At 70.2% G+C, this 24,317-nt stretch carries 28 protein-coding genes; all 28 read left to right on the top strand.

The window, feature by feature from the left end; translation table 11 throughout:
- Positions 1 to 257 precede the first annotated feature (257 nt).
- The 28 genes from DER29_RS02295 (at position 258) to DER29_RS02430 (ending at position 24,109) form a co-directional block, all read left to right on the top strand.
- Complete coding sequence (locus DER29_RS02295) at positions 258 to 539, top strand: hypothetical protein (RefSeq protein ID WP_121395800.1); 282 nt, start codon at positions 258 to 260, stop codon at positions 537 to 539.
- On the top strand, positions 529 to 798 hold the full coding sequence (locus DER29_RS02300; protein WP_121395801.1) for a hypothetical protein: 270 nt from the start codon (positions 529 to 531) through the stop codon (positions 796 to 798). The genes DER29_RS02295 and DER29_RS02300 overlap by 11 nt, the downstream gene beginning before the upstream one ends.
- 345 nt (positions 799 to 1,143) lie before the next feature.
- On the top strand, positions 1,144 to 1,449 hold the full coding sequence (locus DER29_RS36165; RefSeq protein WP_121395802.1) for an HNH endonuclease signature motif containing protein: 306 nt from the start codon (positions 1,144 to 1,146) through the stop codon (positions 1,447 to 1,449).
- Positions 1,450 to 2,011: 562 nt separating this feature from the next.
- A complete protein-coding gene (locus DER29_RS02310; protein WP_121395803.1) occupies positions 2,012 to 2,464 on the top strand; it encodes a hypothetical protein in 453 nt (150 codons plus the stop codon).
- A complete protein-coding gene (locus DER29_RS02315; RefSeq protein WP_199729090.1) occupies positions 2,461 to 4,206 on the top strand; it encodes a terminase in 1,746 nt (581 codons plus the stop codon). The genes DER29_RS02310 and DER29_RS02315 overlap by 4 nt, the downstream gene beginning before the upstream one ends.
- Positions 4,207 to 4,245: 39 nt before the next feature.
- On the top strand, positions 4,246 to 5,634 hold the full coding sequence (locus DER29_RS02320) for a phage portal protein (RefSeq protein ID WP_121395804.1): 1,389 nt from the start codon (positions 4,246 to 4,248) through the stop codon (positions 5,632 to 5,634).
- Between the two features lie 4 nt (positions 5,635 to 5,638).
- The gene (locus DER29_RS02325) at positions 5,639 to 8,524 is read left to right on the top strand and encodes an ADP-ribosyltransferase (RefSeq protein ID WP_121395805.1); all 2,886 of its coding nucleotides are present in this window, start codon (positions 5,639 to 5,641) and stop codon (positions 8,522 to 8,524) included.
- A gap of 62 nt (positions 8,525 to 8,586) precedes the next feature.
- The gene (locus DER29_RS02330) at positions 8,587 to 8,892 is read left to right on the top strand and encodes a hypothetical protein (protein ID WP_121395806.1); all 306 of its coding nucleotides are present in this window, start codon (positions 8,587 to 8,589) and stop codon (positions 8,890 to 8,892) included.
- Positions 8,893 to 9,041: 149 nt separating this feature from the next.
- Positions 9,042 to 9,590, top strand: a complete 549-nt coding sequence (locus DER29_RS34040; protein WP_158618955.1) for a hypothetical protein — start codon at positions 9,042 to 9,044, stop codon at positions 9,588 to 9,590.
- Positions 9,591 to 9,608: 18 nt separating this feature from the next.
- The gene (locus tag DER29_RS02340; RefSeq protein WP_121395807.1) at positions 9,609 to 10,526 is read left to right on the top strand and encodes a P22 phage major capsid protein family protein; all 918 of its coding nucleotides are present in this window, start codon (positions 9,609 to 9,611) and stop codon (positions 10,524 to 10,526) included.
- A 15-nt stretch (positions 10,527 to 10,541) separates the two neighbouring features.
- Positions 10,542 to 10,982: a hypothetical protein gene (locus DER29_RS02345; RefSeq protein WP_199729092.1), complete on the top strand. Its 441-nt coding sequence runs from the start codon at positions 10,542 to 10,544 to the stop codon at positions 10,980 to 10,982.
- The gene (locus tag DER29_RS02350; RefSeq protein ID WP_121395808.1) at positions 10,979 to 11,248 is read left to right on the top strand and encodes a hypothetical protein; all 270 of its coding nucleotides are present in this window, start codon (positions 10,979 to 10,981) and stop codon (positions 11,246 to 11,248) included. Before DER29_RS02345 ends, DER29_RS02350 begins: the two co-directional genes overlap by 4 nt.
- Positions 11,249 to 11,252: 4 nt before the next feature.
- Complete coding sequence (locus tag DER29_RS02355) at positions 11,253 to 11,549, top strand: hypothetical protein (RefSeq protein WP_121395809.1); 297 nt, start codon at positions 11,253 to 11,255, stop codon at positions 11,547 to 11,549.
- Complete coding sequence (locus DER29_RS02360; RefSeq protein ID WP_121395810.1) at positions 11,546 to 11,938, top strand: hypothetical protein; 393 nt, start codon at positions 11,546 to 11,548, stop codon at positions 11,936 to 11,938. Before DER29_RS02355 ends, DER29_RS02360 begins: the two co-directional genes overlap by 4 nt.
- Before the next feature lie 12 nt (positions 11,939 to 11,950).
- Positions 11,951 to 12,499, top strand: coding sequence for a hypothetical protein (locus DER29_RS02365; RefSeq protein WP_121395811.1), 549 nt, complete (start codon positions 11,951 to 11,953; stop codon positions 12,497 to 12,499).
- Positions 12,500 to 12,616: 117 nt separating this feature from the next.
- Positions 12,617 to 12,889, top strand: a complete 273-nt coding sequence (locus tag DER29_RS02370; protein ID WP_121395812.1) for a hypothetical protein — start codon at positions 12,617 to 12,619, stop codon at positions 12,887 to 12,889.
- 375 nt (positions 12,890 to 13,264) lie between these two features.
- The gene (locus tag DER29_RS02375; protein ID WP_121395813.1) at positions 13,265 to 15,514 is read left to right on the top strand and encodes a hypothetical protein; all 2,250 of its coding nucleotides are present in this window, start codon (positions 13,265 to 13,267) and stop codon (positions 15,512 to 15,514) included.
- 120 nt (positions 15,515 to 15,634) lie between these two features.
- The gene (locus DER29_RS02380) at positions 15,635 to 16,468 is read left to right on the top strand and encodes a phage tail domain-containing protein (RefSeq protein WP_199729094.1); all 834 of its coding nucleotides are present in this window, start codon (positions 15,635 to 15,637) and stop codon (positions 16,466 to 16,468) included.
- Complete coding sequence (locus tag DER29_RS02385; RefSeq protein WP_121395815.1) at positions 16,465 to 17,607, top strand: siphovirus ReqiPepy6 Gp37-like family protein; 1,143 nt, start codon at positions 16,465 to 16,467, stop codon at positions 17,605 to 17,607. The genes DER29_RS02380 and DER29_RS02385 overlap by 4 nt, the downstream gene beginning before the upstream one ends.
- Complete coding sequence (locus tag DER29_RS02390) at positions 17,607 to 18,515, top strand: hypothetical protein (RefSeq protein WP_121395816.1); 909 nt, start codon at positions 17,607 to 17,609, stop codon at positions 18,513 to 18,515. Before DER29_RS02385 ends, DER29_RS02390 begins: the two co-directional genes overlap by 1 nt.
- Positions 18,516 to 18,523: 8 nt before the next feature.
- Positions 18,524 to 19,663 carry a hypothetical protein gene (locus tag DER29_RS35025; RefSeq protein WP_121395817.1) on the top strand — a complete coding sequence of 380 codons (1,140 nt, stop codon included), beginning with the start codon at positions 18,524 to 18,526 and terminating at the stop codon, positions 19,661 to 19,663.
- A gap of 68 nt (positions 19,664 to 19,731) precedes the next feature.
- Positions 19,732 to 20,685, top strand: coding sequence for a peptidoglycan-binding protein (locus DER29_RS35030; RefSeq protein WP_121395818.1), 954 nt, complete (start codon positions 19,732 to 19,734; stop codon positions 20,683 to 20,685).
- Between the two features lie 7 nt (positions 20,686 to 20,692).
- Positions 20,693 to 21,034: a hypothetical protein gene (locus DER29_RS02405; protein WP_121395819.1), complete on the top strand. Its 342-nt coding sequence runs from the start codon at positions 20,693 to 20,695 to the stop codon at positions 21,032 to 21,034.
- A gap of 58 nt (positions 21,035 to 21,092) precedes the next feature.
- Positions 21,093 to 21,410 (top strand): hypothetical protein, encoded by a 318-nt coding sequence (locus DER29_RS02410; RefSeq protein WP_121395820.1) that lies wholly within the window; start codon positions 21,093 to 21,095, stop codon positions 21,408 to 21,410.
- Positions 21,411 to 21,788: 378 nt separating this feature from the next.
- On the top strand, positions 21,789 to 22,148 hold the full coding sequence (locus DER29_RS02415; protein ID WP_121395821.1) for a hypothetical protein: 360 nt from the start codon (positions 21,789 to 21,791) through the stop codon (positions 22,146 to 22,148).
- A 119-nt stretch (positions 22,149 to 22,267) separates the two neighbouring features.
- The gene (locus DER29_RS02420; protein ID WP_121395822.1) at positions 22,268 to 22,678 is read left to right on the top strand and encodes a hypothetical protein; all 411 of its coding nucleotides are present in this window, start codon (positions 22,268 to 22,270) and stop codon (positions 22,676 to 22,678) included.
- Positions 22,675 to 23,322: a hypothetical protein gene (locus DER29_RS02425; RefSeq protein ID WP_121395823.1), complete on the top strand. Its 648-nt coding sequence runs from the start codon at positions 22,675 to 22,677 to the stop codon at positions 23,320 to 23,322. The genes DER29_RS02420 and DER29_RS02425 overlap by 4 nt, the downstream gene beginning before the upstream one ends.
- Before the next feature lie 166 nt (positions 23,323 to 23,488).
- Positions 23,489 to 24,109, top strand: a complete 621-nt coding sequence (locus tag DER29_RS02430; RefSeq protein ID WP_121395824.1) for a hypothetical protein — start codon at positions 23,489 to 23,491, stop codon at positions 24,107 to 24,109.
- Positions 24,110 to 24,317: the final 208 nt, after the last annotated feature.

Below are 24,317 nucleotides of genomic sequence, written 5' to 3' on the forward strand. Positions count from 1 at the left end.
ACGATCGCGCACTGCGCGTGTTGTCACCGGACCTTCTCGGCGGTCTCGACGTTCGACCGGCACCGCCGTAACGGCCGCTGCGTCGACCCCGTGACCGTTGGTCTCGCTGCGAACGCTCACGGGGTCTTCAGGACCCCGGGGGTGTCCGTCCCTGCCCCTGCCCGCTGATCGCCCGCGAGAGGTCGTCTCTCGCACCCCGGAAGGGCACGTCTGGCCTCGCGCTGGGCGTGCCCTTCCCCGTACCCGAAGGAGTTCCCGTGTCCCGTGCCCTGTCCCTGGGCGTGTCGGCCGTCATGGCTGGCGCGCTCGCCGTGACCGTCGCCGCGTGCGTCGACCCCGAGGCGGCCTGCGCGAAGCCGGGGGCGCCCGCCCCGGCCCCGAGGCCCGCAGCCCCGCAGGCCCCGCGAGTGCAGGCCCCGCCGCGCCCGCCGGTCAGCAAGCCGACCACCTACCGGACCGAGCACCGCGACGGCCGGACCGTCGTCGTTCCGATCGTGGTCGACGACGACCTTTTCGAGTCCGACGACTGTGGCGACTGACCCCGCCGCCGACCTGGCCGAGCTGGTCGCCGAGGCGGCCGAGCGGCACGCCCTCGACCCGGCCGACTTCGAGGCCCGCGTTCGCCGTCAGCTCGCCCGCCGGATGGCCCGGGGTGCGCAGCCGGTGAAGATGTGCCGGACTTGCGTGACGCTGCGCCCGGCGCTCGACTTCGCCGAGGACGCCCGGTCACGGGACGGTCTTCGCTCGACGTGCCGTGCCTGTGCGGCCGAGGCCGAGCGCGACCGCCGCGTGTCGTAACCCTGGCCGACTCACTAGGTAGAGCGGGGAGCCGTGTAAACGGACCCGCTAACGACGCACACGCCCCGCCTTCCTACGACCGGCGAGCCCCTGGGGGCCGGCTAGGACGGTGGGGCGTTCGCGTCTCTGGACGCCCCGAGCGCTTCGGCCATCGGGGTTCGGATCTCGCCTCGGGCGGGGCGCTCTCCTTTCGGACCTGGCCGTGAGAGCACCCGCCCGAGCGCCATTCTCACGCCCCCGGCGTGCGCTCTCTCCGCCGCACGCGAGCCCCGCACTGCGCGGGCGCGCTCGCACGCGAGAGATTGAGCGCCCCGGGGGCGTTCGTCGTCTACCTGGGGGGTCGCTATGACCTGGGAGGGGTCAGATCGAAGGGCCCGCCTTCCGCACGATTGGGCACTGCGCCGCGTGCGGGTGCTTCGTCGGGACGGCTATCGCTGCCGGCAGGTCTTCACCACGGGGGAGCGCTGCGGCGCCCCGGGGTCCGAGGTCGACCACATCGAACGTGGGGACAACCACGACCCCACCAACCTTCAGACCTTGTGCGCTCACTGCCACGCACGCAAGACGGCAGGCGAGGCGGCCGAGGCCCGGCGGGCACGCCCGCGAGCGCAGCGAACGCGCGAGCCCGAGCGTCATCCTGGCTCGCTGTGACTCTGCGTGGTTGTCACTCTCTGTGCAACACCCTGGGGGGTGGCCCCCCTCCGACCCTGGCCCCGCACCGAAGCGGCATAGCATCTCGCCCTCTGTACGGGCATAGAGGTCACGGAGTGAGCCTCGCACCCGGGTTTACGTCACGCACCGTGACCCCCGCTCGGGCCCTTCCCGCCGATGCATAACCCGCCGCAACCGCCGTCTTCGACGCCCGGCCCTGACCGCCGCCGCTTCAGATTCGCGCGGTAGTTCGCGCGCTTGCGAGCTTTCCGCCGCTTCCGGGCCTCGGGGTCCGTCGCGCCCGACTGCCGCGCGTAGAACCTGTCCGCCCGCGCCTTCCGCTTCCGGAGGTCGCGTGTGTGCCAGCCGCCGCAGCCGTCGCACGGGTAGGGCTCCTGGGCGTCACCGAAGCGGTCGGCCGCGCGAGCCGCCCAGAGCACCGCGCCGGCCTCGGTCGCGAAGCGGACCTTCCCGCGCTCCCCACACTTCCGCGTCACGGCCCGAGGCTACCGCCCAGCCGCGCACGCCCCGCCCGTTTACACGCCCGAAAGGAGGTCCCGCCGTGGCCCGTGGCACCATGCACGCCCCGAAGCCGGACGGCACCCGCCGCCGCCGCAACGCGCCGACGCACGGCGAGACCGTCCTTCCGGCCGACGACGGCACCCTTCGCGGGCCGTCCCTCGGCGAGCTGATGCCGGGTCGGGAGTTCCCCGAGGACGTCCACCTGTGGTTTGACGACTGGCGGCGCTCCCCGCAGGCCGCAGTGTTCGAGCGGACCGATTGGCGGCGGCTGGCGCTGCTCGCCCGGACCGTCGAGGGCTACCTGAAGCGCCCCTCGGCCGCCGCCCTGTCCGAGATCCGGATGAACGAAGAGCGCCTAGGCGCCACGGTCGTCGACCGGATGCGGGCCCGGATGCGCGTCGAGACCGACGCCGACACCGCCGAGGAAGACCTTCCGGCGGGCGTCGCGTCCCTGGCCGACCGTCGCGCCGCGCTGCGCGACCGGCTCGCGTGACCGCCCCGGACGCCCGGGAAGCCGCCCTCGAAGAGCTGAACCGCCTCGCCGCGCTCGAAGCCCGGAAGGCGGTCGCCGCCCACGCCCTCGCGACGGTCGAGACGTTCCCGCTCGACGGGTCGATTAAGACCCTCGGGTGGGGCGTTATCGATTGGGTCGAGGCGTGGCTACTTCAGCCCGACGGCGACGAAGCCGGCGAGCCCTACCGGCTTACCCGGGAACAACTGAACTTCGTCCTTTGGTTCTACGCCATTGATAACCGGGGACGCTTCATTTACCGCCGCGCTGTATTGCGCCGGGCAAAAGGCTGGGGGAAGTCCCCCTTCCTCGGCGCGCTCGCGCTCGCGGAACTGTGCGGCCCGGTCCGTTTCGCGCGCTGGAATGAGGACGGCGAGCCCGTCGGCAAGCCGCACCCCGCGCCGTGGATCGTAATTGCGGGCGTCAGCGAGACGCAGACCGAAAACACCATGGCCGCCATTCGGTCAATGGTCGAACAGTCGGCGCTAGTCGAGGCCGAGGGCCTGGACATCGGGAAGACGCGCATCTTCACGCCCTCGGGCGGAAAGATCATGCCCGTAACCGCGTCCAGCTCGACCCAGGAAGGCGCTAGGCCGAGCTTCGCCATTATGGACGAAACCCACCATTGGATGGAATCCAATGGTGGGTATGCCCTGGCGAAGGTGATCCGCCGCAACCTGGCGAAGAGCCGCGACGGTATGGCGCGAGCGATCGAAACGACGAACGCGCACGGCCCCGGACAGGACAGCGTCGCCGAGGTCTCTTACCTGGCGTACCTCGCCCAGCAGGAAAAGCGCACGCGCGGTAAGGGCATCCTCTACGACTCCCGCGAGGCGCCCGGGTCGATCGACCTGTCCAACCGTGACGAGTTGATGGACGGCCTCGCAATGGCCTACGGCGATTCGCTGTGGGTCGACCTCGAACGGATCGCCGAGGAGGTATACGACCCGGCGACGCCGCCCGAGGAGGCGAGAAGGTTCTATCTGAACCAAATCGTCGCCGCTGCGGATAGCTGGCTCGCGCCCCACGAATACGACGCGAACGGCCCGGAAGAGCGCAGCAAGAAGGGCCTTCCGGCCCTGGCGCCGCTGAAGCGCAGCGAGCCCGGGAAGTGGCGCGAGGTCGACACGGTTTGCCTCGGATTCGACGGCGGCCGTACGGATGACTCCTCGGCCCTGGTCGCGGTCCGCATGTCCGACGGCGCGGCCTTCCTCCTCGGCCTCTGGGAAAAGCCCGAGGGCCCGTCCGGCGTCGGCTGGGAGGTCAATCAAGACGACGTTCGAGGCGTGGTCGATAACGCTTTCGCGACCCTCGACGTGATCGGGTTCTTTAGCGACGTGGCGTATTGGGAAACCGACGTCGACCGCTGGCGAGAACTGTACGGGGAACGCCTTCTAGTAAAGGCGACCACCCGCCACACGATCGCGTGGGACATGCGCTCGCATCAGGGCGACACGGTCCGCGCCGTCGAGGCGCTTCACCGCGCGTTCATCGATGGCGAGGTCCCCCACGACGGCGAGCCCCGCCTTCGGCGCCACGTCCTGAACGCCCGCCGCCGGCCTAACCGCTGGGGCGTGAGCTTCGGCAAGGAAACACGCGAGAGCCCGAAGAAGGTCGACGCCCTGGCGGCCCTCCTCCTCGCGGTCATGGCCCGTCAGCGCGTGATCGCGGACGGCGCGCTCGCGAAGCGCCGGAAGCCGACCGGCCGCCTGTACGGCTTCTAGCCCTCACCCGTTTACACGCCTCGGAAGGAGGCCCCCTTCGTGCCTGCCACTGACGGCGCAGTCGTCGGCCTCGCCGAGGAGCTGATAGCGGAGCACAAGGCCGCGACCGGCAACCCGCACGACGGCGCCGGGAAGATCGCCCGCTACCTGCGGGGTGACCACGATCAGCCGTACGCCCCGCGCGGGGCCCGCGATGAGTACCGGGAGCTAGCCCGGAAGAGCATCACGAATTGGCTTCCGCTGATCAGCGAAACGTACGTGAAGGGCCTCTTCGTGGACGGCTACCGGGCCGCGAGCGGGAAGGAGAACGCCGGGCCCTGGCGGTACTGGCAGGAAAACCGCCTGGACGCCCGGCAGACGATCGCCCACCGGGGCGCGCTGGACTTCGGCGCGTCGTTCGTGCGGGTCCTTCCCGGCGGCCGGGTGCCGAGCATCCGGCCCCTTCCGGCGCTGAAGACCCACGCCGTCTACGAGGACGACGACGACGAGTTTCCCGTCTTCGGCCTGTACGAGAAGGGCCGCAGCCGCGACGGCGCGGACCTGTTCGAGGTCTACGACGACGCGGTGGTTCACCTCCTCGCCCGCCCGAAGGGCGAGAAGCTACGGATCGTCCGTCAGGATCTCCACCGGCTAGGCAGGACGCCGTTCGTCCGCTTCCGCGACCGCCTCGACGGCGAGAACCGGGGCGTGATCGCGCCGCTGATCGTGCTGCAAGACCGGATCAACGAAGCCGTCTTCTCGCTGCTGATCGCGTTGCAGTTCGCGTCCTTCCGGCAGCGTTGGGCAACCGGCCTGGCGATCCCGACCGTGGACGACCCGGAGAGCCCGCTCTTCGGCCAGCCCGTCGAGCCGTTTCAGGCCGCCGTCGATCGCCTGTGGGTGACCGACTCGCCTGACGCGAAGTTCGGGTCGTTCGATCAGACCGACGTGACCGGGCACCTGGAAACCTACGGGTCCGGCGTGCGGACGCTCGCGGCGATCGCCCAGCTTTCGCCTCACGTCCTCCTCGGCGACCTGGTGAACCTCTCGGCCGACGCCCTGGCAGCCGCCGAGGCGAGCACGCAGCGCAAGATCGGCGAGTACGAGACCGTCTTCGGCGAGTCGTGGGAGTCGGCGCTTCGCCTCGCGGCGTTCGCTGCGGGCGACAAGACGGCCGCCGCCGACACGACCGCGCAGGTCCGCTGGCGCGACACCGAGGCCCGCAGCATGGCTGCCGCAGTCGACGCCCTCGGGAAGATGGTGACGATGCTCGCCGTGCCGGCTGAGGCCGCGTGGGAGCGAATCCCGGGCGTCACTCAGGACGACATCGAACGCTGGCGCGAGATGGCGAAGAGCCCGGACGGCCTCGCCCAGCTCGCCGCCATCTTCGACCGCCAGTCGGCGACGCCGGCCCAGCCCGAGAAGGAGCCCGCCCCCGTGAAGGAGTAACCCCGTGGCCGCCGTCTTGTCGACGCACGCCCTCGCTGAGCACTACCGAGTTGCACAGGCGAAGGTCGCGACCGAGGCGGCGGCCGGGGTGACCCTGGCGGTGAAGACCTTCCTTAACCCGGCGGACCTCTCGAAGTCGTTCCCGGCGTACGCCGCAGCGGCGGGGAAGGTCGTCTCGGACGCCCGCGTGAAGGCCGCCGAGCTGGGCGGGGCGTTCTACCTGGCGCACCGGCAGGCCGCCGGGGTGCGCGGGGCTATGCCCGAGATCGCCTGGGCCCCGCCGCTCCCTGGCGGTCAGCTCGCCGCGTCCCTTCTCGTGACCGGCCCGGTCGCGGTGAAGCGCGCGATCCGCATGGGCGCCACGGTGGACCAGGCCCTAGCGGCGGCCGAGGTCAAGGCGGCCGGCGCCGCGTACCGGCACACGTCGAACGGCGGCCGGGGCACGATCAAGGGCACCGCCTACCGCGACAAGAAGGCCCTCGGCTGGGCCCGCGTGAGCGACGGTCGCCCGTGCGCTTTCTGCGCGATGCTGGCGAGCCGGGGCGCGGTCTACTTCAGCGCCCAGACCGCCGGCCTGACCGACGACGGCGACAAGTACCACGACAACTGCGGGTGCTTCGTCGTCCCCGTTTACACGCACGACGACCCGATTCCCGGCCTCGGCCCCGAGCTGGAAACCTTCTGGAACGACGTTCAGAAGCGGAAGGAGAAGGGCGTAAAGCCCTTCGCGGCCTGGCGGAAGGCGTACGACGAGAAGTACCCGGAGGGGTCGAACCCCTCGGACAAGATCGCCGACGCCCAGCGGGCCGCCTACCAGGCCGAAGCCGCGAAGAACCGCGAGACCTTCGAGGCCCACCAGGCGCAGCTCGCCGCCGAGGCCGCCCGCGAAGCCGAGAAGGCCGCAAAGGCTGCCGCAGAGGCCGCCGCCGAGGCCGAGGCAATCGCGCAGGCCGCCGCCGACGGGATGCACCGGCCGAAGCCGAAGCCGGCAGACCTGAAGCTAGTGAAGACCCTCGGCGGGTCGCACGGCGCCCAGCTCTGGCAGGACGAGAAGACCGGCGCGAGCTGGGTTTTCAAGGCGCAAGCCGACGTGAACACCGCCGTCGACACAGGCACCGCGAAGCTCGCCAAACTCCTCGGGATGCCGGCCGCCGACACGTACGCGTACGAGCTGGGCGGGAAGTCCGGCTCGCTGCAATTCATGCTTCCCGGCGGGGACGCCTTCCCCGGCCCGGACTCGCAGAAGATCGACCCGACGAAGCTGTCCGCCGAAGACGCGGTCGCCCTTCAGAAAAACCACGTCCTCGACTGGCTCTTCGCGAACCACGACGCACATAAGGCGAACTTCGTCCGCGACGCCGACGGGAACCTAGTCGGAATCGACAAGGGCCAGGCGTTGAAGTTCTTCGGCCGCGACCGGCTCGACTGGACGTTTCACGCGAACGAACACGAGCCGATCTACAACACGCTTTATCGCGCGTACGCCGAGGGGAAGGACGTCCCGCTTCTCGACCCGAACGGCGAGAACGAACTAGCGATCTTCCTGGAGTCGGTTCAGGGGATGCCGGACGACGCCCTGAAGGACGTCTTCCGCCCCTACGCCGAGGCCGCCGCCGCGCGGGGTTGGCTGCTGACCGGGAACCACTGGAACCCGTCGGCGCTCGAACCGCTGGCGCCGGGCCTGAAGCCGAACGACGTCGAGGGCTTCCTAGACGCCCTGGTCGCTCGGAAGAACCGGCTCGCCGACGACTTCGGCGCGCTGTGGGCGAAGGCGCGGGCCGAGCGGACGAAGCTCGAAGTCGAGGCGAAGGCCGCCGCCGCGAAGGCCGCCATCGTCAAGAAGTGGAAGGGCAAGCCGGCGCCGCAGCCGCCCGACAAGCCGAAGCCGCCGGTTCCCGAGAAGCCGCGCTTCCTGGACGGTTGGGTCGCGAAGGTGAAGGCCCGCTATGAAGCCTTCGCCCCGGGCAAGAAGCTCGAAGACTCCCATAATTGGGCCCTGGTCGAGCAGGTCGTTAACGAACACAGCCTTTACGCGGTCGAGCAACTGCGCCTGAAGTCGTACATCGATTGGGACCTGTCGCAGGAAGCCGCCGACCTGTTCGGCGACTACCTCGAAGCGGTCGAGGCCGCCGAGAGCGACGCCGACTACCTGAAGGCCCTCCGGTCCTACAAGAACCGCGCGACCCGCTACAAGCGGTATCTCGCCGAGTGGCGGGAAGCCAACGGCGGCGGCGGGGCGCTGCGGGGCATGGACGCCCCGGTCGAGCGGCACAGCTCGCACGAGGAGGGCGAGGCGTGGGCCGACCGGGTGTTTACACGGCCGGGCACCGTCGAGGCCGCCGCGCTGAACAGGTACACGGGTAGCGACTACACGCCTTGGAACACGGCCCTTCGGCAGACCGCCGACAAGGCCGCCGTTCCGCCGGGCTGGGAAGAGGACACCCGCAACGCCGACGCCGGTATGTCGGCGATCCCGGAAGACGTGATCATTCACCGTGGGACCGACTTCCTAGAGTTCGCCTTCCCGGACGGCACGCGAACGGCCTACCTTCCGCCGCCGGACCCGCGCGAGTTGGTCGGCACCGTCCAGACGCAGCACGGCTACATGTCAACGTCGGTCGGTCACCGCGCCGCCTTCTACACGAAAGACGTCCAGCTAGTGATCCGGATGCCTGCCGGGCATAAGGGCGCCTACGTCAATCACTTCTCGCAGTTCGCGGGCGAGTATGAATTGCTGGTTGAGCGGTCGTCGTCGCTGTTCATTCACGACGTCTACCGGCGCGGGCATCAGTGGGTGGTCGAGTGCGAGATCCTTCCGCCGGGCGCCGACCCGGCGTCGTTCGAGGGCCTGGCCCCGATGCCCCGGGCGTCGAAGCCTGACCTCCCGTGACCTGGGCTGGTACGCTAAACGTTCAACGGAAGGACGGCCCGATGCCCTGGCGCCCACAACCTATGGACCTCGCCCACGCCCCGCCGCGCTACCCCGGACACGACTACCGGGGTGACGGCGAGATCGTGACCGTGCGGGTAGCCGGCGAAGTCGTCGGCCACCTGTCGCGGAAAGACTGGACGGCGGTTGGCTGGCTTCCCCGGCCCGACCTGTCCGAGGATGCCGACACCGTCCGCGTGATGGTTCAGGACATCCTCCGGGACTTCGCCCGCGACGGACGGCCCCTGGTCGACGCCTGGGCCGAAGTCCTGAACCACACACAGCACGATGCCCCCGTGACCGCTCCCCTGGACGGCCTCGCGGGGTAGCCCCGTAACACCCCCTGAGAGGGCCCCTGACCGCTTGGCGGTTGGGGGCCCTTGTCGTTCCCTAGCCAAGGTGCGTTGAACGTTCCACGCGCCTCCTAGGACCCCCGCGCGGGCAGGCCCCGCGCCCTACCTGACCCAGGAGGTCACCCATGCCCGACCCCGAGACCGCCCCGACGACCACCCCGGACCCGACCGGCGCCACGCCGCCGGCTGACCCGGCCCCGACGGGCGACCCGGCCCCGGGCACTACCCCGCCGGCCGTCACCCTCGACGGCCCGTACGACGAAGCGCGCGGAACCCAGCTCATCGCGAACCTTCGCGCCGAGCTGGCGGCCGAGAAGGCGAAGCGCCGGACCGGCGAGCCCGCGCCCGACGTCGCCGAGCTGAAGGCCCAGCTCGACGCCCTGACCGCCGAGCTGGCGAAGACCCGTACCGACGCGATCGAAGCCGCGAAGCGTGCCGCGATCGCAGACGCGAAGGTCCCCGCCCACCTGACGGCCTACGTCACCGGCTCGACCGCCGAGGAGATCGCCGCGAGCGCCGCGAAGGTCGCCGCCGACTTCGCCGCCGGCCAGCCGCCGGCCGAGGACCCGCTTCCCGGCCTGCCGCGACCGCAGCTCACCCCGGGCCGCGCGCCGGCTGACGCCGCAGCCCCCTTCGACCCCCTCGCGACCGCCCGCGCGGCTCGCGGTTACTGACCCCCTGGAAGGTAGGAAATGCCTCACTCTTTCGTCATCCCTGAGCAGGTTCTCTCCACTGCAATCGCACTGGTGACCGACGACCTGGCCCTGGCCGCGACCGTCAATCGCGACTACGAGGACGCCTTCGGCGGGGGCCGGGGCACCGTGGTCAACGTCCGCGTGCCGGCGACCCTGAAGGCCCGGCGGCGGAAGCTGACCGAGGACGGGACCCCGATCGTCGTGGACACGGTCACCGAGGAGACCGTCCCGGTGACCATGACCGAGCACGTCTACAGCGCGACCGACGTCTCTGACGTTCAGATGCGCATGGACATCGCCGACTTCTCCCGTCAGGTGACCGTCCCGCAGGTCAGGGGCATGGTCGAGGACCTGGAAAACCTGGTCGCCGAGACCATGCAAGCCCTTCCCGAGTCGCTGGGGATCGCCTTCGACGCTGCGGCCCCGCACAAGACGTTCAACGCCGCGCGGAAGACCCTGCGCGACCTGGGCGTCCCGCAGGCCGGCATGTTCGCGACCGTCGGTACCGACGTCTACCGGCAGCTTCTCGACGCGCGGGTTCTGTCCGACGCCGGTCAGTCCGGCTCGACCGCCGCGCTTCGGAACGCGACCGTCGGTAGCCTGTCCGGCTTCACCGTCGTCGAGAACAACCGGATCGACGAGGACGAGATCATCTGGTACTCGCGGGACGCCTTCACCCTGGCAATCCGGGCCCCGTACCCGCCGGACGGCGCGGCGTTCTCCGCGTCGACCTCGGAGGGGAACTTCGCCATGACGTGGATCAAGGACTACGACGCGTCGATCCTGAAGAACCGGTCGGTCTTCCAGACCTACGCCGGTTGCCAGGCCATGCAGATCAAGCGCCTGGCGAAGGACGGCACGACCACGAAGGTTGTCCCGGCCCTGCGCGTGAAGACCTCCACCGTCCCGGCCTGACCGAAGGGGTAACCCGTGAGCCTGCCCCCGCTCGCCCCGGTCGCTGAACTAGAGCGGCGGCTAGGGCTGGCCCCGGGCACGCTGACCGGATCGGACCTGGTCCGGGCAGGGGTGGCGCTAGAAGACGCGTCCACCCTTGTCCGGGCCGAGGCCGGGACCGATTGGGTCGCCGAGGACGGCGTCACGGTTACGGCCCCGGCCGTAGTCGCGACGGTCGTTCTCGCGGCGGCCCTGCGTGCCTACCGAAACCCCGACGGCTACCAGGGCGAGTCCGTCGGCGACTACTCCTACCAGTACGCCCGCGAGTCGACGTCCGGCTACCTGACCGCGAGCGAAGCCCTGATCGTCCGGCGGGCCGCAGGCAAGACGGCCGGCATGGGCGTTTACACGGTCCGGACCCCGTCGGCCTACGAACCGCCCGCCGCCCCCGACCCGTTCCGGGCGGTGATCGCGTGAGGTTCCCGGACACGGTCGAAGTCCTGCGCCCAACCGGCGCCGACGAGTACGGGAACCCGGGCGCCGGCCCGCACGCCCCCGCCGGGACGTTCGCCGGCTTCCTGTCCGGCGACGCCGTCTACGGCCCGCCGACCGCCGACGTTCAGCGGGGCGATCGGCTGCGGATCGGCCCGGACGTCTACGACGTCGAGGGCGACCCCCGCCGGCTGCGGTCGCCCTCGAAGGCGGTCCTAACCCGCGTCGCTGTCCGTCTGCGAAGGAGGTAAGCCCGTGGCGGGCGCGAAGATCCGGCTCGACTCGAAGGGCATTGCCGCGCTGCTGAAGTCGGCAGGCTTCGCGGCGGCGGTCGCGACGAAGGCCGCCGAGGTCGAGACGCTTGTCTCGGCGCATCACTCGGTACGGCGGCACGGGATGCCGGTTGAGCGCGAGGCGTACGTGACCGACCGTGCGGCACAGGAAGTGACGATCGCACACCCCGGCGGTCTGCCCGTTCAGGCGAAGTACGGCGCCCTGACGCAGGCCGCCGCCGCAGCCGGTCTCGAAGTGACCGAGGAGGCCCCCGAGTGAAGGTCCGCCACCACGACCCGCGCGCCGGGACCCTGGCGGTCGTGCGGGCCCTGCGCCCGGACGCGACCTTCGGGACGCTGCGGCTCGAAGACTTCCCCGAGGGCGACGTTCCGGCGCTCCCCTATGGCCTGGTCGCCGCTGATGGGACCTTCGTCCGTCAGCGGGTCACCGCGAGCGCGACCGTGAGGGTCGCTGTGTGGGCCGAGACCGACGCTGCCGGCTACGACCTCGCCGACGACCTTCACGCGTCCCTCCTCGCGTACGTCGGCGGGCCGCAGGTCGTCAGCTTCCGCCCGATGACTGGGCCCCTCCCCACGACCGACCCGGACACGGGGCGGCCGATGACTTTCTTCACCGTGCGCGCCCGGCTTCGCCCGCGCACAGACTAGGAGCGTTTACACATGGGCGACCCGACGAAGGTAAACCTTTGGTCCGGCGCGGACGTCTTCATCGCCGAGGTCGGCACCGCTGACCCGTCCGACCTCGTAACCCCCTGGGCGGTCGATTGGGACCCGGTCGGCATCCTCGACGGCGAGGAGGGCTTCACCTGGGAGCGCGAGGAGGACTCTTCGGAGTTCTTCGGCTGGGGCGGCATTCTCGTAAAGAAGACCCGCTCGAAGCACAAGCGGACCGTCACGTTCGTTGCGATGGAAGACAACCCCGTGGTCTTCGAGCTGGTCAACCCTGGCTCGACCCAGACCGTCGCGGGCGGTATCACGACCTCGAAGGTCAAGGTTCCGCAGACGCGCGAGTTCGCGATCGGCTTCGAGCTGCGCGAGGGCACGAAGGTCCGGCGGCGCATGGTGAAGCGGGCGACCGCCGAGGTCACCGGCGAGGTCAAGGAGTCCGAGACCGAGCCGACCGTCTACACGATCACCGTGACCCTGTACCCCGAGGCCGACGCCACCCTCTACACCGAGCTTTCCGGCGACACCGCCGTCACGCCGTAGTGCGTTGAACGACTAACGCACCGACCGCACTACCCGGACCCCGAGGCCGCCGCGCGGACGGCCTCGGGGTCCCTCTTTCCGCGCCCAACCGCGCCGCACTCCCGAAGGAGCCCCCGAATGAAGGCACCGCAGACCCAGGCCGCTCGCGCCGAGGCCGCCGGCCAGCTCGCGCAGTTCGTCTACGACGGCGAGACCTACACGGTCGCGCCTACGACCGATTGGGACCTCGACGCCCTGGCGGCGTTCGAGGACGGCCACATTCTGACCGCCGTGCGGCTCATCCTCGGCGACGCGCAGATGAAGACTTTCCGCTCGAAGCGGCGGACGATCGGCGACCTGAACGACCTCTTCGAGGCCGCACAGAAGGCCGCCGGGATCTCGGGAAACTAGCCGCCCTCGTCCGTCTCCTCGGGGAGCACTACGACGCCGTAGAAGCCGATCTTCAGCGCTTCTACGGCGTCGACCTCGGGGACCTCTGGACGGGGGCCCTGTCCCTGCGCCGGGTGTGCGCCCTGGTCGCGAACCTCCCGCCCGGGTCTGCCGTCTGGGCGGTCGAGTCGGACCTTCCGCCCGGCCTGACGCCGTCAGACGTCCTTCTCGCCGACGTCTACCACGCGCTTACCGGCACCCCTCACCCGCTGCGCCCGCAGCCGTCCCCCGAGGCGACGGCGACCGCCGCGCGCACCCATCACGAAAACCTCGCCGCGAAGCTGCGCGCCCTGCGCGAGCGGCACGGCCGACCGCCCCGAGAGGAGGCCCCGCCCAATGTCGAACGTCGGCTTCGCGACGCTTCAGGTACTCCCGAGCCTGAAGAACCTCCGGAAACACCTTCAGCGTGACGCGGACCCGATCCTGTCCGCCTGGGCGAAGGAGGCAGGGAAGACCATCGGCGACGGCCTGGCGGCCTCTGCCGGACAGGGGATCGCCGACGCCGTAGGCGACGCGCTGAAGGACGGCGCCGACCGGGGGGCGGACGGTCTCGGCGACAGCGTCCGCGAGTCCGTCGGCGACAGCGTCCGGGACGGCTTCCGGGACGGCTTCCGGGACAGCGCCGACGACGCGGAAGAGGCCGTCGCGCGCCCGCTGCGGCGGGGTGTGACCCTCGCCCTGCGCGACGGCTTCCGCCAGGGCTTCCGAAGTCTGTTCTCGATTTCTCAGGATCAGGGCGGCCGTATGCGGAAGTCCCTGGCGCTGGGCGTCGCGGGCGGACTCATCAACGGCGCGAAGGAGGGCTTCGACGCCGCGATGGACGCGGCTAAGGGGTTCTCGAAGTTTCTGAGCGACGTCGGCCGGGCGGGCGGGCAAGCCGCTTTCGCCGGCCTCACAACGGCGCTTCAGGGCCTCGGGACGACTGTCGCGACCGGCGGCCTGAACCTACTTGCCGGCGCGCTACTAGCGGTCGCGGCGGCGGTCCCTGCCGTCCTGACCGGCTTCACCGCGCTAGCCCCGGTCGTGCTACTGGCGGGCGGACTCTTCGGGTCGCTGTTCACGATCATCGCGGGCGGCGTCGGCTCGGTCGGCGTCTTCGCCCTGGCCTTCCGGGGCCTCGGCGACGCCTTTTCCGAGGTCATGGAAAAGGGCAAGGCGACCGATGAAACGCTGAAGAAACTCGCGCCGAACGCGCGTAAGTTCGTAAAGGCGTTCGCCGGCCTGCGTAAGCCGCTGTCTGACCTTCGCCGCGCTGTTCAGGACAAGCTTTTCGACGGACTCGACAAATCGCTGAAGAGCCTCGCGAAGAGTTGGCTTCCGCAGCTAAAGCCGATGCTTACCGACCTCGCCGCACGGTTTGGCAAGTTCGGCAAGACGGTCATGTCTGCGCTCGGGAAGCCGGACTTCATCCGGAATATCCGGGAAGCGATGCTCGGCTTCGGCGCCTTCCTCGACCGCCTCGGCGAGTCAATGGACCCGCTTATCGGGGCGTTCGGAAAGCTCGCGAAGGCGGCGGGCCCCTTCCTCGCCACGCTCGGCGACAGCCTGGCCGGTGCGTTCGAGACCTTCAGCGCGTGGATCGACAAGGCCGAGAAGTCGGGCGCGCTGTCGACGTTCTTCACGGACGCCGCGAAGGCCCTGCGGGATATCTGGGATATCGGTGGGCTTGTCCTCGGAATTGCTAAGGAGCTTATTAGCACGTTCTTCCCGTCCTCGAAGGCGGCGAGCGACACCTTCCTAGGCGGCGTGAAGCACTGGCTCGGGGAAATCAAGGCGTGGCTCGCGGACCCCGAGAACAAGAAAAAGATCCAAGAGTTTATGGACAAGCTCGGGGAATTCGTAAAGAAGGCCACAACCGAATGGCTTCCCGCCGTAATGGATTTCATGACGAAGGTCGACGGCTGGGCCACGCGAATCGAAAGCTGGGGCGCGACGGTCGAGGGCTGGGGCCAGCGAGTCTCGGGCGTCTTCGCCACCGTGCGCGCGATCGTGTCCGTTTCGGTCGCGGCGATGCGGGCGGCGATCGACACGCTTACGTACCCCCTCGACGCTGCGATCGGGGCCTTCCGCCGGCTGCGCACGGGCGCCGAGGGTCAGCTTCGGGCCCTCCTCGGCGTGGTCTCGTCCATTCCGGGACGCATCCTCGCGGCGCTCGGCGGCCTGGGCGGAATGCTTTACGGCGTCGGCGCGAACATCGTTCAGGGCTTGATTAGCGGCATTCGGGACATGATCCCATCGGCCGCGTCGGTCGCCCGTTCCCTGGCGGGCAGCGTTCGGGCCGCCGCAGAAAGCGCCCTCGGCATTAACAGCCCGTCCCGCGTCTTTATGAAGATCGGCGGGTTTGTCGCTGAAGGTATGGCGCTCGGTATCGACAAGGGGACCCCGAGGGTCACTAAGGCTGTTACCGCAATGACGCGGGTCCCGGATACCGCGCGGGCGACCGCCGGTCCGGATTGGCAGGCCGCGCCCTCGGCGGCGCCCTCCTCGACCGCTTATCACCTTCACGATTCGCGGGCGACTATCGCACAGCTCGAAGCCCTTCAGGCCCGACAGGCGATCCTCGCCCGAGCTGGGAGAGCCCGCTAAATGCCTATCCTCATTCGTCCGGGGGCGGTTGTACCGCCGCCCCCGGGCCTGCCGAACGCGCCCCCGAACCCGGTCCACGCATGGCCCGAGCTGGACATGCGGCGCCCTACGGCGTCGTTCGTGGCCCCTGACGGGTCAGTGTGGCCGCTGTCCTCGCCCGAGCTGGGTTGGGCCACGCTGGATGACGTTACGGGCCTCGGCCCGGCGCCGGTCGACCTCGTGACCGACCCGCACCCGCGCGGCGGCGAGCGCGTCCGCCACGTTCAGCCGCTCGCGCGGGTGGTCACCTGGCCCCTGGCGGTGTGGGGCGACTCGCACCTTCAATTCCTCGCGCGCTGGCGGGCGTTGTCGCGGGCGTTCGCCCTGACCCGCCGCCTCGGCCCCGGCCGCCTTCAGATCACCCGCCCGGACGGCAGTCGCCGGGAAATCCTCGTCTATTTCCAAAATGGGTTCGAGGGCGTCCCGGGGATGGGCTATACGGACGACGTCGCGGTTATCTCGCTGCTATGCGAAGACCCGTACTTCCGGGCGGTCGACCCGCTGGCGGTCACGTTCGGAACGGGCGCGTCGCGGCCCTTCCTGAATCCGTTCCCGTCACTGTCGTCCGGGCGCGTCCTGGGCGACGTGAAGGTAACGAACCCGGGCGAGGTCGAAGCGTGGCCGGAATGGACCCTCACCGGGCCGTTTAGTAGCTTCGTCGCCTTTAACCGGACCCTCGGTCAGACCTTCGTCCTGAACTACCCGCTCGCCTCCGGCCAGCGGGTCACGATTTCGACGGACCCGCCGACGGTGCGAGGGCCTGCCGGCCAGCCGTTGACGTACGCGCTTCAGTGGCCCGGCTCGGTCCTTTGGCATTTAGAACCGGGAACGAACGACGTCCAGTTTACCGCGCACGACGCGGAACCCGGCGCGTCGGTCGTTCTCGAATACCGGCCGAGATTCGAGACCGCATGATTACTCTTCTTGTCACGGATCGGAACCTAAACGTACTCGGCGACCCGATTACGCAATGGACCGACATTGACATAACCCTTCGGTTCAACGAACCGGACAGCGGCTCGGTCGCCCTCCCGACCGGCGTCCTGTCCCCCGCCCAACTCGCCCCCGGTAACCGCCTGGTCGTCATCCGCGACGGGGCGTACTTCACGGCGGGCCCCATCGAAACCCCGGGCGCGCTGTCCTGGTCCGTCAGGGGCGGGGACAGCGGTCCGGGGACGACGACCCTCACCTTCGCGTCCGACCTCGCGTCGATCGTGGCCGAGGTCGCCTACCCGGACCCGGCCCGCGCGATCACGGCCCAGACGGTCGCCCGGCGCACGTTCACCAACGCGAACGCCGAGGCCGTCATGCGTCAGCTTGTGACCGAGAACGTCGGGCCAGCTGCGCTAGCTGCGCGCCGCATCCCGGGCCTGTCCCTGGGCGCGGTCGCGGGGGTCGGCTCGGCGGTGACCTTCGGCTTCCGCCTCGACCAGCTCGGCGACGCGTTGCGCGCGGTCGCGCTGGCGGGCGGGGGCCTCGGCTTCCGGACGCGCTGGACGGGGACGGGGATCACCTTCGAGGTCTATCAGCCGCGTGACCTGCGCGCACAGGTCCGGTATTCGCGGGGCCTCGGGAACCTGCGTGGCTACGAGTTCGACCCCGCCGCGCCGACCGCAACGGTCGCGATCGTAGGGGCCACCGGGGAGGCCGCAAACCGGGCCTTTTCCGAGTTCGTGTCGCCGGCCGCCGCGACCTGGGGCCGCATGGTGACCGTAGTTGACCAGAGGACCGCCGAGGACCCCGCCGAGATCGTTCAGGCCGGCGCGGAAGCCCTCGCGCAAGGAGCCGAGTCGGCCCGACTGACGGCGGACACGGTCGACACCGCCACGCAGCGATACGGCACGCATTACGGCCTCGGCGACCTCGTTTCAATCGAACTGAACAACGGCGTCGAACTAGCCGACATCGTCCGCGCCGTGAATCTCAAAGCCACGCCGGCTACCGGCGAGGTCGTCACTTCGACTATCGGTACGCAGAGCGCGAGCGTCGACCCGGATTGGGTCCGTTTGCTGCGCGACCTCGCCCGCAGACTCGGGCGTTTGGAGGCAATCTAATGGCGCAGGAATCGCCCCTTAGCGCTACCGGCGCACTGACCGAGGCGCAATACGAAAGGCTAGCCGCGCCGCAGTGTGCGGACGGTCTGATCGGTCACCCGAGCAACCCCGCGCCGGTCACCGTGTCGGGCGGACAGGTGCGGGTGCGTGCGGGCCTCGCCGGCCTATTGCGGGGTTTCCCCTGGGCCAGCGGCGACGCCGACACCGTTTACACGCCCAGCCTGACCGGGCCGGCCCGAACCGACCTCGTTGTGCTGCGGCTCTACCGCGACCAGGGCTACAAGGTCGAAACCGCCATTCGCACCGGCTCCCCCGGGGCGGGCGCTCCCGTTCCGTACACGGACACGGGCCCGACCGACTGGCACGAAATCCCCCTTGCGGAGTACGACGTCGCGAACGGGGCCTTCGGCGCGGTCCGGCGGCGGGCCTGGTACATCGGCGACGACGGCCAGATCCTCTGCCGGTCGGACTCCCGCCCGCCTCACCAGGCAGGCCGCCGAATCCGCGAGGTCGACACGGGCCGCGCGTATGAGTCGAACGGCAGCCGGTGGGTGACTCTGCTTGACGACTCGGGCCCGCTGACTCATCTCGCGGTCGCCAATTGGACGTACTCGAAGCGGTATCTTCGCCGGTTTAACGGCATGGTGACGTCGCAGGTAAGCGCGAGGCGGTCCGGCGCCATCCCCGGGTCCACGCAGCAGCTTATCGCCACCCTGCCGCCCGGAACCGTGCCCGACACGGCACTAGAGACCACGGCGTTTATCACGGGCGCGGGAAACGGCTCGGGACCCTACTCGACCTGGGCGGAATACCGCACTAACGGCATGATCGTCGCCGATTTGTCCCGAGGAATCGCTAGCGGCGCCTGGGTAATCACGGCGCCCGCAACCTTCGTCCCCACCGCGTAAGGAAACCAATGTCCATTTACACGCACGGCGGCGACCTCGCCGCGTATGTGATCGTCGCGGGTGAGGGGAACGCCCTCACCCTCGGCGCGGGCGCGGCCCTCGACGCGTGGAACACCCGCACGGGCGGCGAGCAACTGACCGACCTAACCGCGCTCGACGGCGCCCCGCTCGCGGCTATCGTCTCCTCGGACGGGACGGACGGCTTCGCGCCGGGTCAGATCGCCCCGTACAAGGCCCCGTTGCCGGCTGTATGGCTCGGCGAGGCGGGGAACCCGGCCGCCCCGCGCGTCCTGTCCCTGACCGTCGACATGCCGGACCTGATCTCGCAGGTAGGCCAGGCCGCGACCGACGCCCAGCGCGCCGCCGAGGCTGCCGCCGCGTCCGCCGCCGAGCTGGCCGCGAGTTCGTCCGTGGACGGTCACGAGGCCGCCGCCGACCCGCACCCGCAGTACCTCACCCCCGAGCGCGGCGACGGCCGCTACCTGGCCGCGAAGCCGCCGCCGTCCGCCCCGCTGACCGAGGCCCGCGAGGTCTTCGACTTCACCTCGACGCCGGCCAGCTCGGACGCGGACATGCGTCAGGTCTACGTGACGCACAACGGCGTCCGCCGGTTGGTGGCGTGGCTGAACGAGAGGGGATACTACCGGGCCGAACAGGTCTCGGGTGCCCTGTACGACGCCCCGCTTGTGTCGATCACGGCGCACAACGGCACCGGCCGCGCCCTTCAGATTCAGCAGCGGGGCGCGGACAACGTCCGGCGCGACGTCGGCGGGATCGACAAGGACGGCCGGGTCGTGACGACCGATCAGGCGTGGGTGGCCCCCGCCGCCGTCGACCCGGGCGCCACGGGGAAGTACGTCGCGAAGACCGGCGGGAGCCTCGACCCGCTCGGCGTCCGGTTCGACTCGAACGACATCGTCCGGATGCGGGGCCGCCTGACCTACACGGCGAGCACCGTAAGCGGCGAAGTGATGTTCACGCTTCCCGCCGGCTACGCACCGACGCGCGACCGAATGCTGATCGCGCCGGTATCGAACGGCGCCGCGTCCACGATCGAAGTGATGACGACCGGCGCGGTCATCGTCCGCCGGCCGAACACCGGGGCCCCGTCGGACATCTCTTTCGACGACCTGACTTACCACCGCTGACCGTTCCCGAGAAGGGGCGTCCCCACCGCCGGGGGCGCCCCTTCTCGCGTGCCCGGAAAGGAGGCCGCGTGACTGCGGCACCGAAAAACCTGAAGGCCGTCCGGACCCTTCTCCTCGACGCGTTCGAGGACTACGGACTTCACCCCCTGGCGGTCGGCATCGTCGGCGACGCCGCGCACCGGGGCGGGTACCACTGCGGTTCGGACCGGGTCGTGAAGGGCGATTACAGCGTTCACGAGTCCGCCCGCGACCGCGCCGGCCTGTCGATCAACGCGAGCGCGCTCGACGTCGGTCAGTTCTACAAGGGCGGTCACAACCTGCGGACGTTCTCGCTGTGGTTGGTCGTGGAGTGTGCAGCCGGCGCCCCCGACACCCTCGACATTCGCGAGGTCATTTACTCGCCCGACGGCCGGACCGTGAAGCGTTGGGACCGCGAGGGGAAGCGGAAGTCGGGCGACCGCTCGCACCTGTCCCACACGCACATTTCGTTCTATCGGGACGCGACGAAGTCCGGGAAGGACTTGACGCCGCTCTTCCGCCGGTACCTGGCGCACGTCGAGGGGAAGCCGAAGCCGAAGCCGGCCCCGAAGCCCGCCCCCGTTTACACGCTCGGGTCGCGGACGCTGCGGCGCGGCTCGACCGGCGCGGACGTCCGCGAGCTTCAGGCCCTCTTGAACCGCCTCGGCGCGCGGCTGACCGTGGACGGCGACTACGGCCCGGCGACTGAGAACGCCGTGAAGGCCGTTCAGCGTCTCCGCTGGCTCGACCCGGACGGCATCGTCGGCCCGCTCACCCTGACCGCCCTGCGGACCGGCTTCGGTCGCCGCACGCTGCGGGCGGGGAACACGGGCGCCGACGTCGCCGAGCTTCAGCGTCAGCTCACCCGGCGCGGCTACAAGCTGACCGCTGACGGCGAGTACGGCCCGAAGACGAAGGCCGCCGTCCTCGCCTTCCAGAAGGCCCGCAAGCTGACCCGCGACGGGATCGCCGGCCGACAGACCATTACCGCTCTCCGGAAGTGACCCCACCGTGACCATGCACGTAACCGCGACGTCCGAGGGCGCCCCCGCCGTCACCACGGACGGCACCGCGTCAATGCTGATCATCCTCGCCCGGCTGGAAGGGAAGGTCGACGTCGTGACCGCCCAGCACGGCGCGCAGCTCGACGAGCACGCCCGCCGGCTGAACGACGTCGAGCTTCGCCTTCGCGCCGAGGAGGCCCGCCCGGCGACCGCGCCCGAGGTCGACACCCGCCTTCGCGCCGTCGAGGCCCGCCCGGTCGTCACGCCGAAGGCCGTATGGGCGGCGGTCGCCACCCTCGGCGGTCTGCTCTTCGGCGCGGTCGGCCTCGCCGACAAGTTGCTCTCCTGACCGCCCGGCACGCCCGCCACGCCCGCCTGCACGCCCGCCCCGCCCGAGAGGTACGCCCGTGAACCGTCAGCCCCTCATGAACCGCGCCCTGATCGTCGCCGCGCTCGCCCTGGCGTACGTCGGCCTGTCCCGCTTCGGCGTCGAGGTCCCGCCCGACGTGAAGGACGCCGTCGAGGACTTCGCCCTGATCGCCGTCCCGCTCGCCGTGGCGTATTGGGGGCGGCGCCACGTCACGCCCTCGGCGGACCCGCAGGACGCCAACGGAACGCCCCTGGTCCCGGCCGAAGCCGCAGCTAGCGAGCCGGATGGCGGGGCCGGGGCGGGGTCCTACTCGCCCGAGGCGGGCGACGAAACCGCCTTCCTGCCGCGTCTCTGACGCCCGCCGCCCGCCACCGCCCCGCCCCTCGGGCCCGTCCCGGAGGGCGGGGCGTTTCGGCGTTTCCGGGGCGGACGCCCGGCACGCCCGGGGCGACGCCCGAGGACGTCAGGCGGGACGCCGGGCGCACGCCCGAGGTCGCCCGGGAGCGTTCCGCGGAATTTGGGCGGGACGCCTGACGGACGCCCGGGACCGCCGGGCGTAACCCCCGGTCGCCCGGCGTCGTTGGGCGGGGCGATGGGCGGCGTCAGCGAGCGGCGTCCTCGGACAGGCGGCCCCCGTTTACCGGCGGGGGCCGTTTCCGGGCGGGGTTGCGTTGAACGTTCAACGCGAGTACCGTCAGGCGTGTAAACAACCGCACCGCCTGAAGGAGTCGAGATGACTGCCACGACCGCCACCGCCGCCCACGCCATCGCCTACCGGATCGCCCAGGCTGGAACCACCCCGGGCCACATGAAGACCTTCGTTCAGCCCGACGGCACGCTTCGTATCGTGGCTAAGAGCGTGGCCGCCGCCCGCGTGGTGATGGACCGGGCCTTCCGGGCGACCGGCCTCAGCGAGACCGACCTTCCCGAGTTCGAGGTTCGGATCTGGCGGACGGGGCACGTCCTTCGGTTCCCGACGACCCTCCCCGTGTGGGACGTCGCGCGCCGGGTCTACGTAAACCCTCTGACCGGCGAGGCGTGGCCGGCAGGGCTGCGGCTCGACCGGCGAACCGGGGCGATCGTCGCCCGCTGACCGCCCCCACCCCCCGAGACCCCCGGCCCGCCGCCGGGGGTCTTCGCTTTTCCCTGAACACCTTCGCGGCCACTGGCCGACTCCTCCCCTGTCCGAAACCCCGACAGGAGGAGGCCCCCGTGTCTCTCAGCTATCACGACGTCTACGGCTCGCCGTGGGTGGACGACCAGTCGCGGACCCGCGCCCGGTTGGCATCCGAACGCCTGATGGCCCGCCCCCGGCAGTACGAGATCGCCCGCGACGCCTCGCCGACCGAAACGATCGCCCTGGCGAAGCTTGTCCTCGCCGACGCGGGCGTGAAGGCCGAAGTCGTCCGGAAGTCGCCGACGTGGCGCCCGGGTGACGTCGTGGTCGTCTTCTACGGCCCGCACCGCACCCCGTACACCTACGTCCGAGGCCGCGAGACCTGGCCGACCGACGAGGGCCGTCAGCCGAAGACGGACGAGTTCATGACCGCCCAGCTCGACGCGGGCCGGCTGAAGCCGGTCCTTCAGTCCGGCGGCGAGCCGTTCGACGGGGGGCGTCTGTGACCGCCACCTTCGACCGCGCGGCCGACGACCTGGCGGCCCTGATCGACGAGGTCTTCCCGCCCCGCGAGGGTTGGCGTCCGATCGACACCCCGAAGCGCCCGCCTCTGGTCGGCGTCATGGGCCGGGCCCGTGCCGGGAAGGACACGGTCGCCGGTCGCCTGGTCGAGCGGTACGGCTTCCGGCGCTATGGCTTCGCGGACGCCCTGAAGGAGGCGGCGCTGATCGCGAACCCGATTGTGACCCCTGTGGACACCGTCGGCGGGTCGCTGCGGCTGTCCGACGTGGTCTCGGCGGTCGGCTGGGAGTCGGCGAAGGAGCATCGCGAGGTCCGGCGCACGCTGCAACAGTTCGGCGTGGGCATCCGCCACCTTCAGCCCGATTTCTGGGTCCGCGTCGTCATGGACGAGGTCGCCCACCGGCCCGGCCCGGTCGTGATCCCGGACGTGCGCTTCCCGAATGAGGCTGCGGAGATCCGCCAGGAAGGCGGCATACTGATTCGGGTGACCAGGCCCGGACAGGACGAGAGCGATCAACACGTCAGCGAGACGGCGCTTTCGGACGTTCGGGCGGATCATGAGCTGGCGAACGACGCGGACCTTCACTCTCTGCTTAACAAGGTTGACACCCTCGCGCTCAGCCTGTAAGGAATCCCACCCCTGACTAGGCCCCTGCCTGCGGTCGGCTATACGCTGATCGCCGGCAGGGGCCTTTTGGCGTTTACACGCCACCGCGTCCGCGCCGTCGCGATTCTTAAGACAGGGTTAAGACAACGGGTTAGCGTGAAACGTTCAACGCGTCTACGCTGACCGGATGACCGTGACGACAGAGGCGGACCTGATGACGGCCACTAAGGACGAGTTGGGCGCGGCGCTTGTGAAGGCGCTTCGCGCCCTGCGGCGGGTGGGCGACAACCGAGAACGACGCACTGAGCTTTATCGACAGGTCGCGGACGCTTCGGTTGACCTACGCGAGCACTTCCTTACCCCGGACACGGGCGAGCCGGACTGGGCCGGTCGGTCGTGGGCTTATCGCGAGTACGTCCGGGACCGCTACAGCGAAGCCGGGGTCAGCAAAGACGAAGCCCGATCAATTCAGGCATCGGTCCGCTACCACGTGTCGACGCGCGTCCGTCAGCGGCTCACCCCCGAGGAGGTCGAAGACCTGGGCCTGCGCGCCGAGAACATCGCGCAGCGAGCACAGGCGACCCGGGCAGTCAACAGCGCTCTTCTATCTTCGCTGGGAGCGGGGACCCCGGACGAGAACAACCCTGACGTCAGCCGGGCGCTAGCCGGCGCGTTCGTGGTCCTTCAGCGGATCACGCCGGCCGAGGTCGCGGCGCTCGACGGCCAGGGGCGCTCGCAGGCGCGGGCGGTGCTGGGCCGTCTGCTCGCGCACGCCGAGGAGCTTCACGCGGCGGTCGCGCCGGAGTGACGAAGTGACCCCCGTTTCGTCACTTCCCTATTACTTCTTCTAGAGGAGGAGGAGAAGAGCTAGAAGAGGAATATAGAAGTGACGAAACGTCCGTCACTTCGTCACCCCCGCTCCCGCACCGCCCGCTAGGCCGCGTCCCCGGCCCGGCGGGCGTTTCGCATTTCCGCAGGTGAACAGGGCGCCCCCGCCTGGCCGACTAAGCCTATGT

Source organism: Micromonospora sp. M71_S20 (assembly GCF_003664255.1).
Lineage (GTDB): Bacteria > Actinomycetota > Actinomycetes > Mycobacteriales > Micromonosporaceae > Micromonospora.

Excerpts from the sequence above, each read along its gene's own strand:
- DER29_RS02375 (WP_121395813.1), top strand. The coding sequence starts at position 13,265 with ATGTCGAACGTCGGCTTCGCGACGCTTCAGGTACTCCCGAGCCTGAAG.
- DER29_RS02370 (WP_121395812.1), top strand. The coding sequence starts at position 12,617 with ATGAAGGCACCGCAGACCCAGGCCGCTCGCGCCGAGGCCGCCGGCCAG.
- DER29_RS02415 (WP_121395821.1), top strand. The coding sequence starts at position 21,789 with ATGACTGCCACGACCGCCACCGCCGCCCACGCCATCGCCTACCGGATC.
- DER29_RS35025 (WP_121395817.1), top strand. The coding sequence starts at position 18,524 with ATGTCCATTTACACGCACGGCGGCGACCTCGCCGCGTATGTGATCGTC.
- DER29_RS36165 (WP_121395802.1), top strand. The coding sequence starts at position 1,144 with ATGACCTGGGAGGGGTCAGATCGAAGGGCCCGCCTTCCGCACGATTGG.
- DER29_RS02385 (WP_121395815.1), top strand. The coding sequence starts at position 16,465 with ATGATTACTCTTCTTGTCACGGATCGGAACCTAAACGTACTCGGCGAC.
- DER29_RS02390 (WP_121395816.1), top strand. The coding sequence starts at position 17,607 with ATGGCGCAGGAATCGCCCCTTAGCGCTACCGGCGCACTGACCGAGGCG.
- DER29_RS02430 (WP_121395824.1), top strand. The coding sequence starts at position 23,489 with ATGACCGTGACGACAGAGGCGGACCTGATGACGGCCACTAAGGACGAG.
- DER29_RS02340 (WP_121395807.1), top strand. The coding sequence starts at position 9,609 with ATGCCTCACTCTTTCGTCATCCCTGAGCAGGTTCTCTCCACTGCAATC.
- DER29_RS02365 (WP_121395811.1), top strand. The coding sequence starts at position 11,951 with ATGGGCGACCCGACGAAGGTAAACCTTTGGTCCGGCGCGGACGTCTTC.
- DER29_RS02330 (WP_121395806.1), top strand. The coding sequence starts at position 8,587 with ATGGACCTCGCCCACGCCCCGCCGCGCTACCCCGGACACGACTACCGG.
- DER29_RS34040 (WP_158618955.1), top strand. The coding sequence starts at position 9,042 with ATGCCCGACCCCGAGACCGCCCCGACGACCACCCCGGACCCGACCGGC.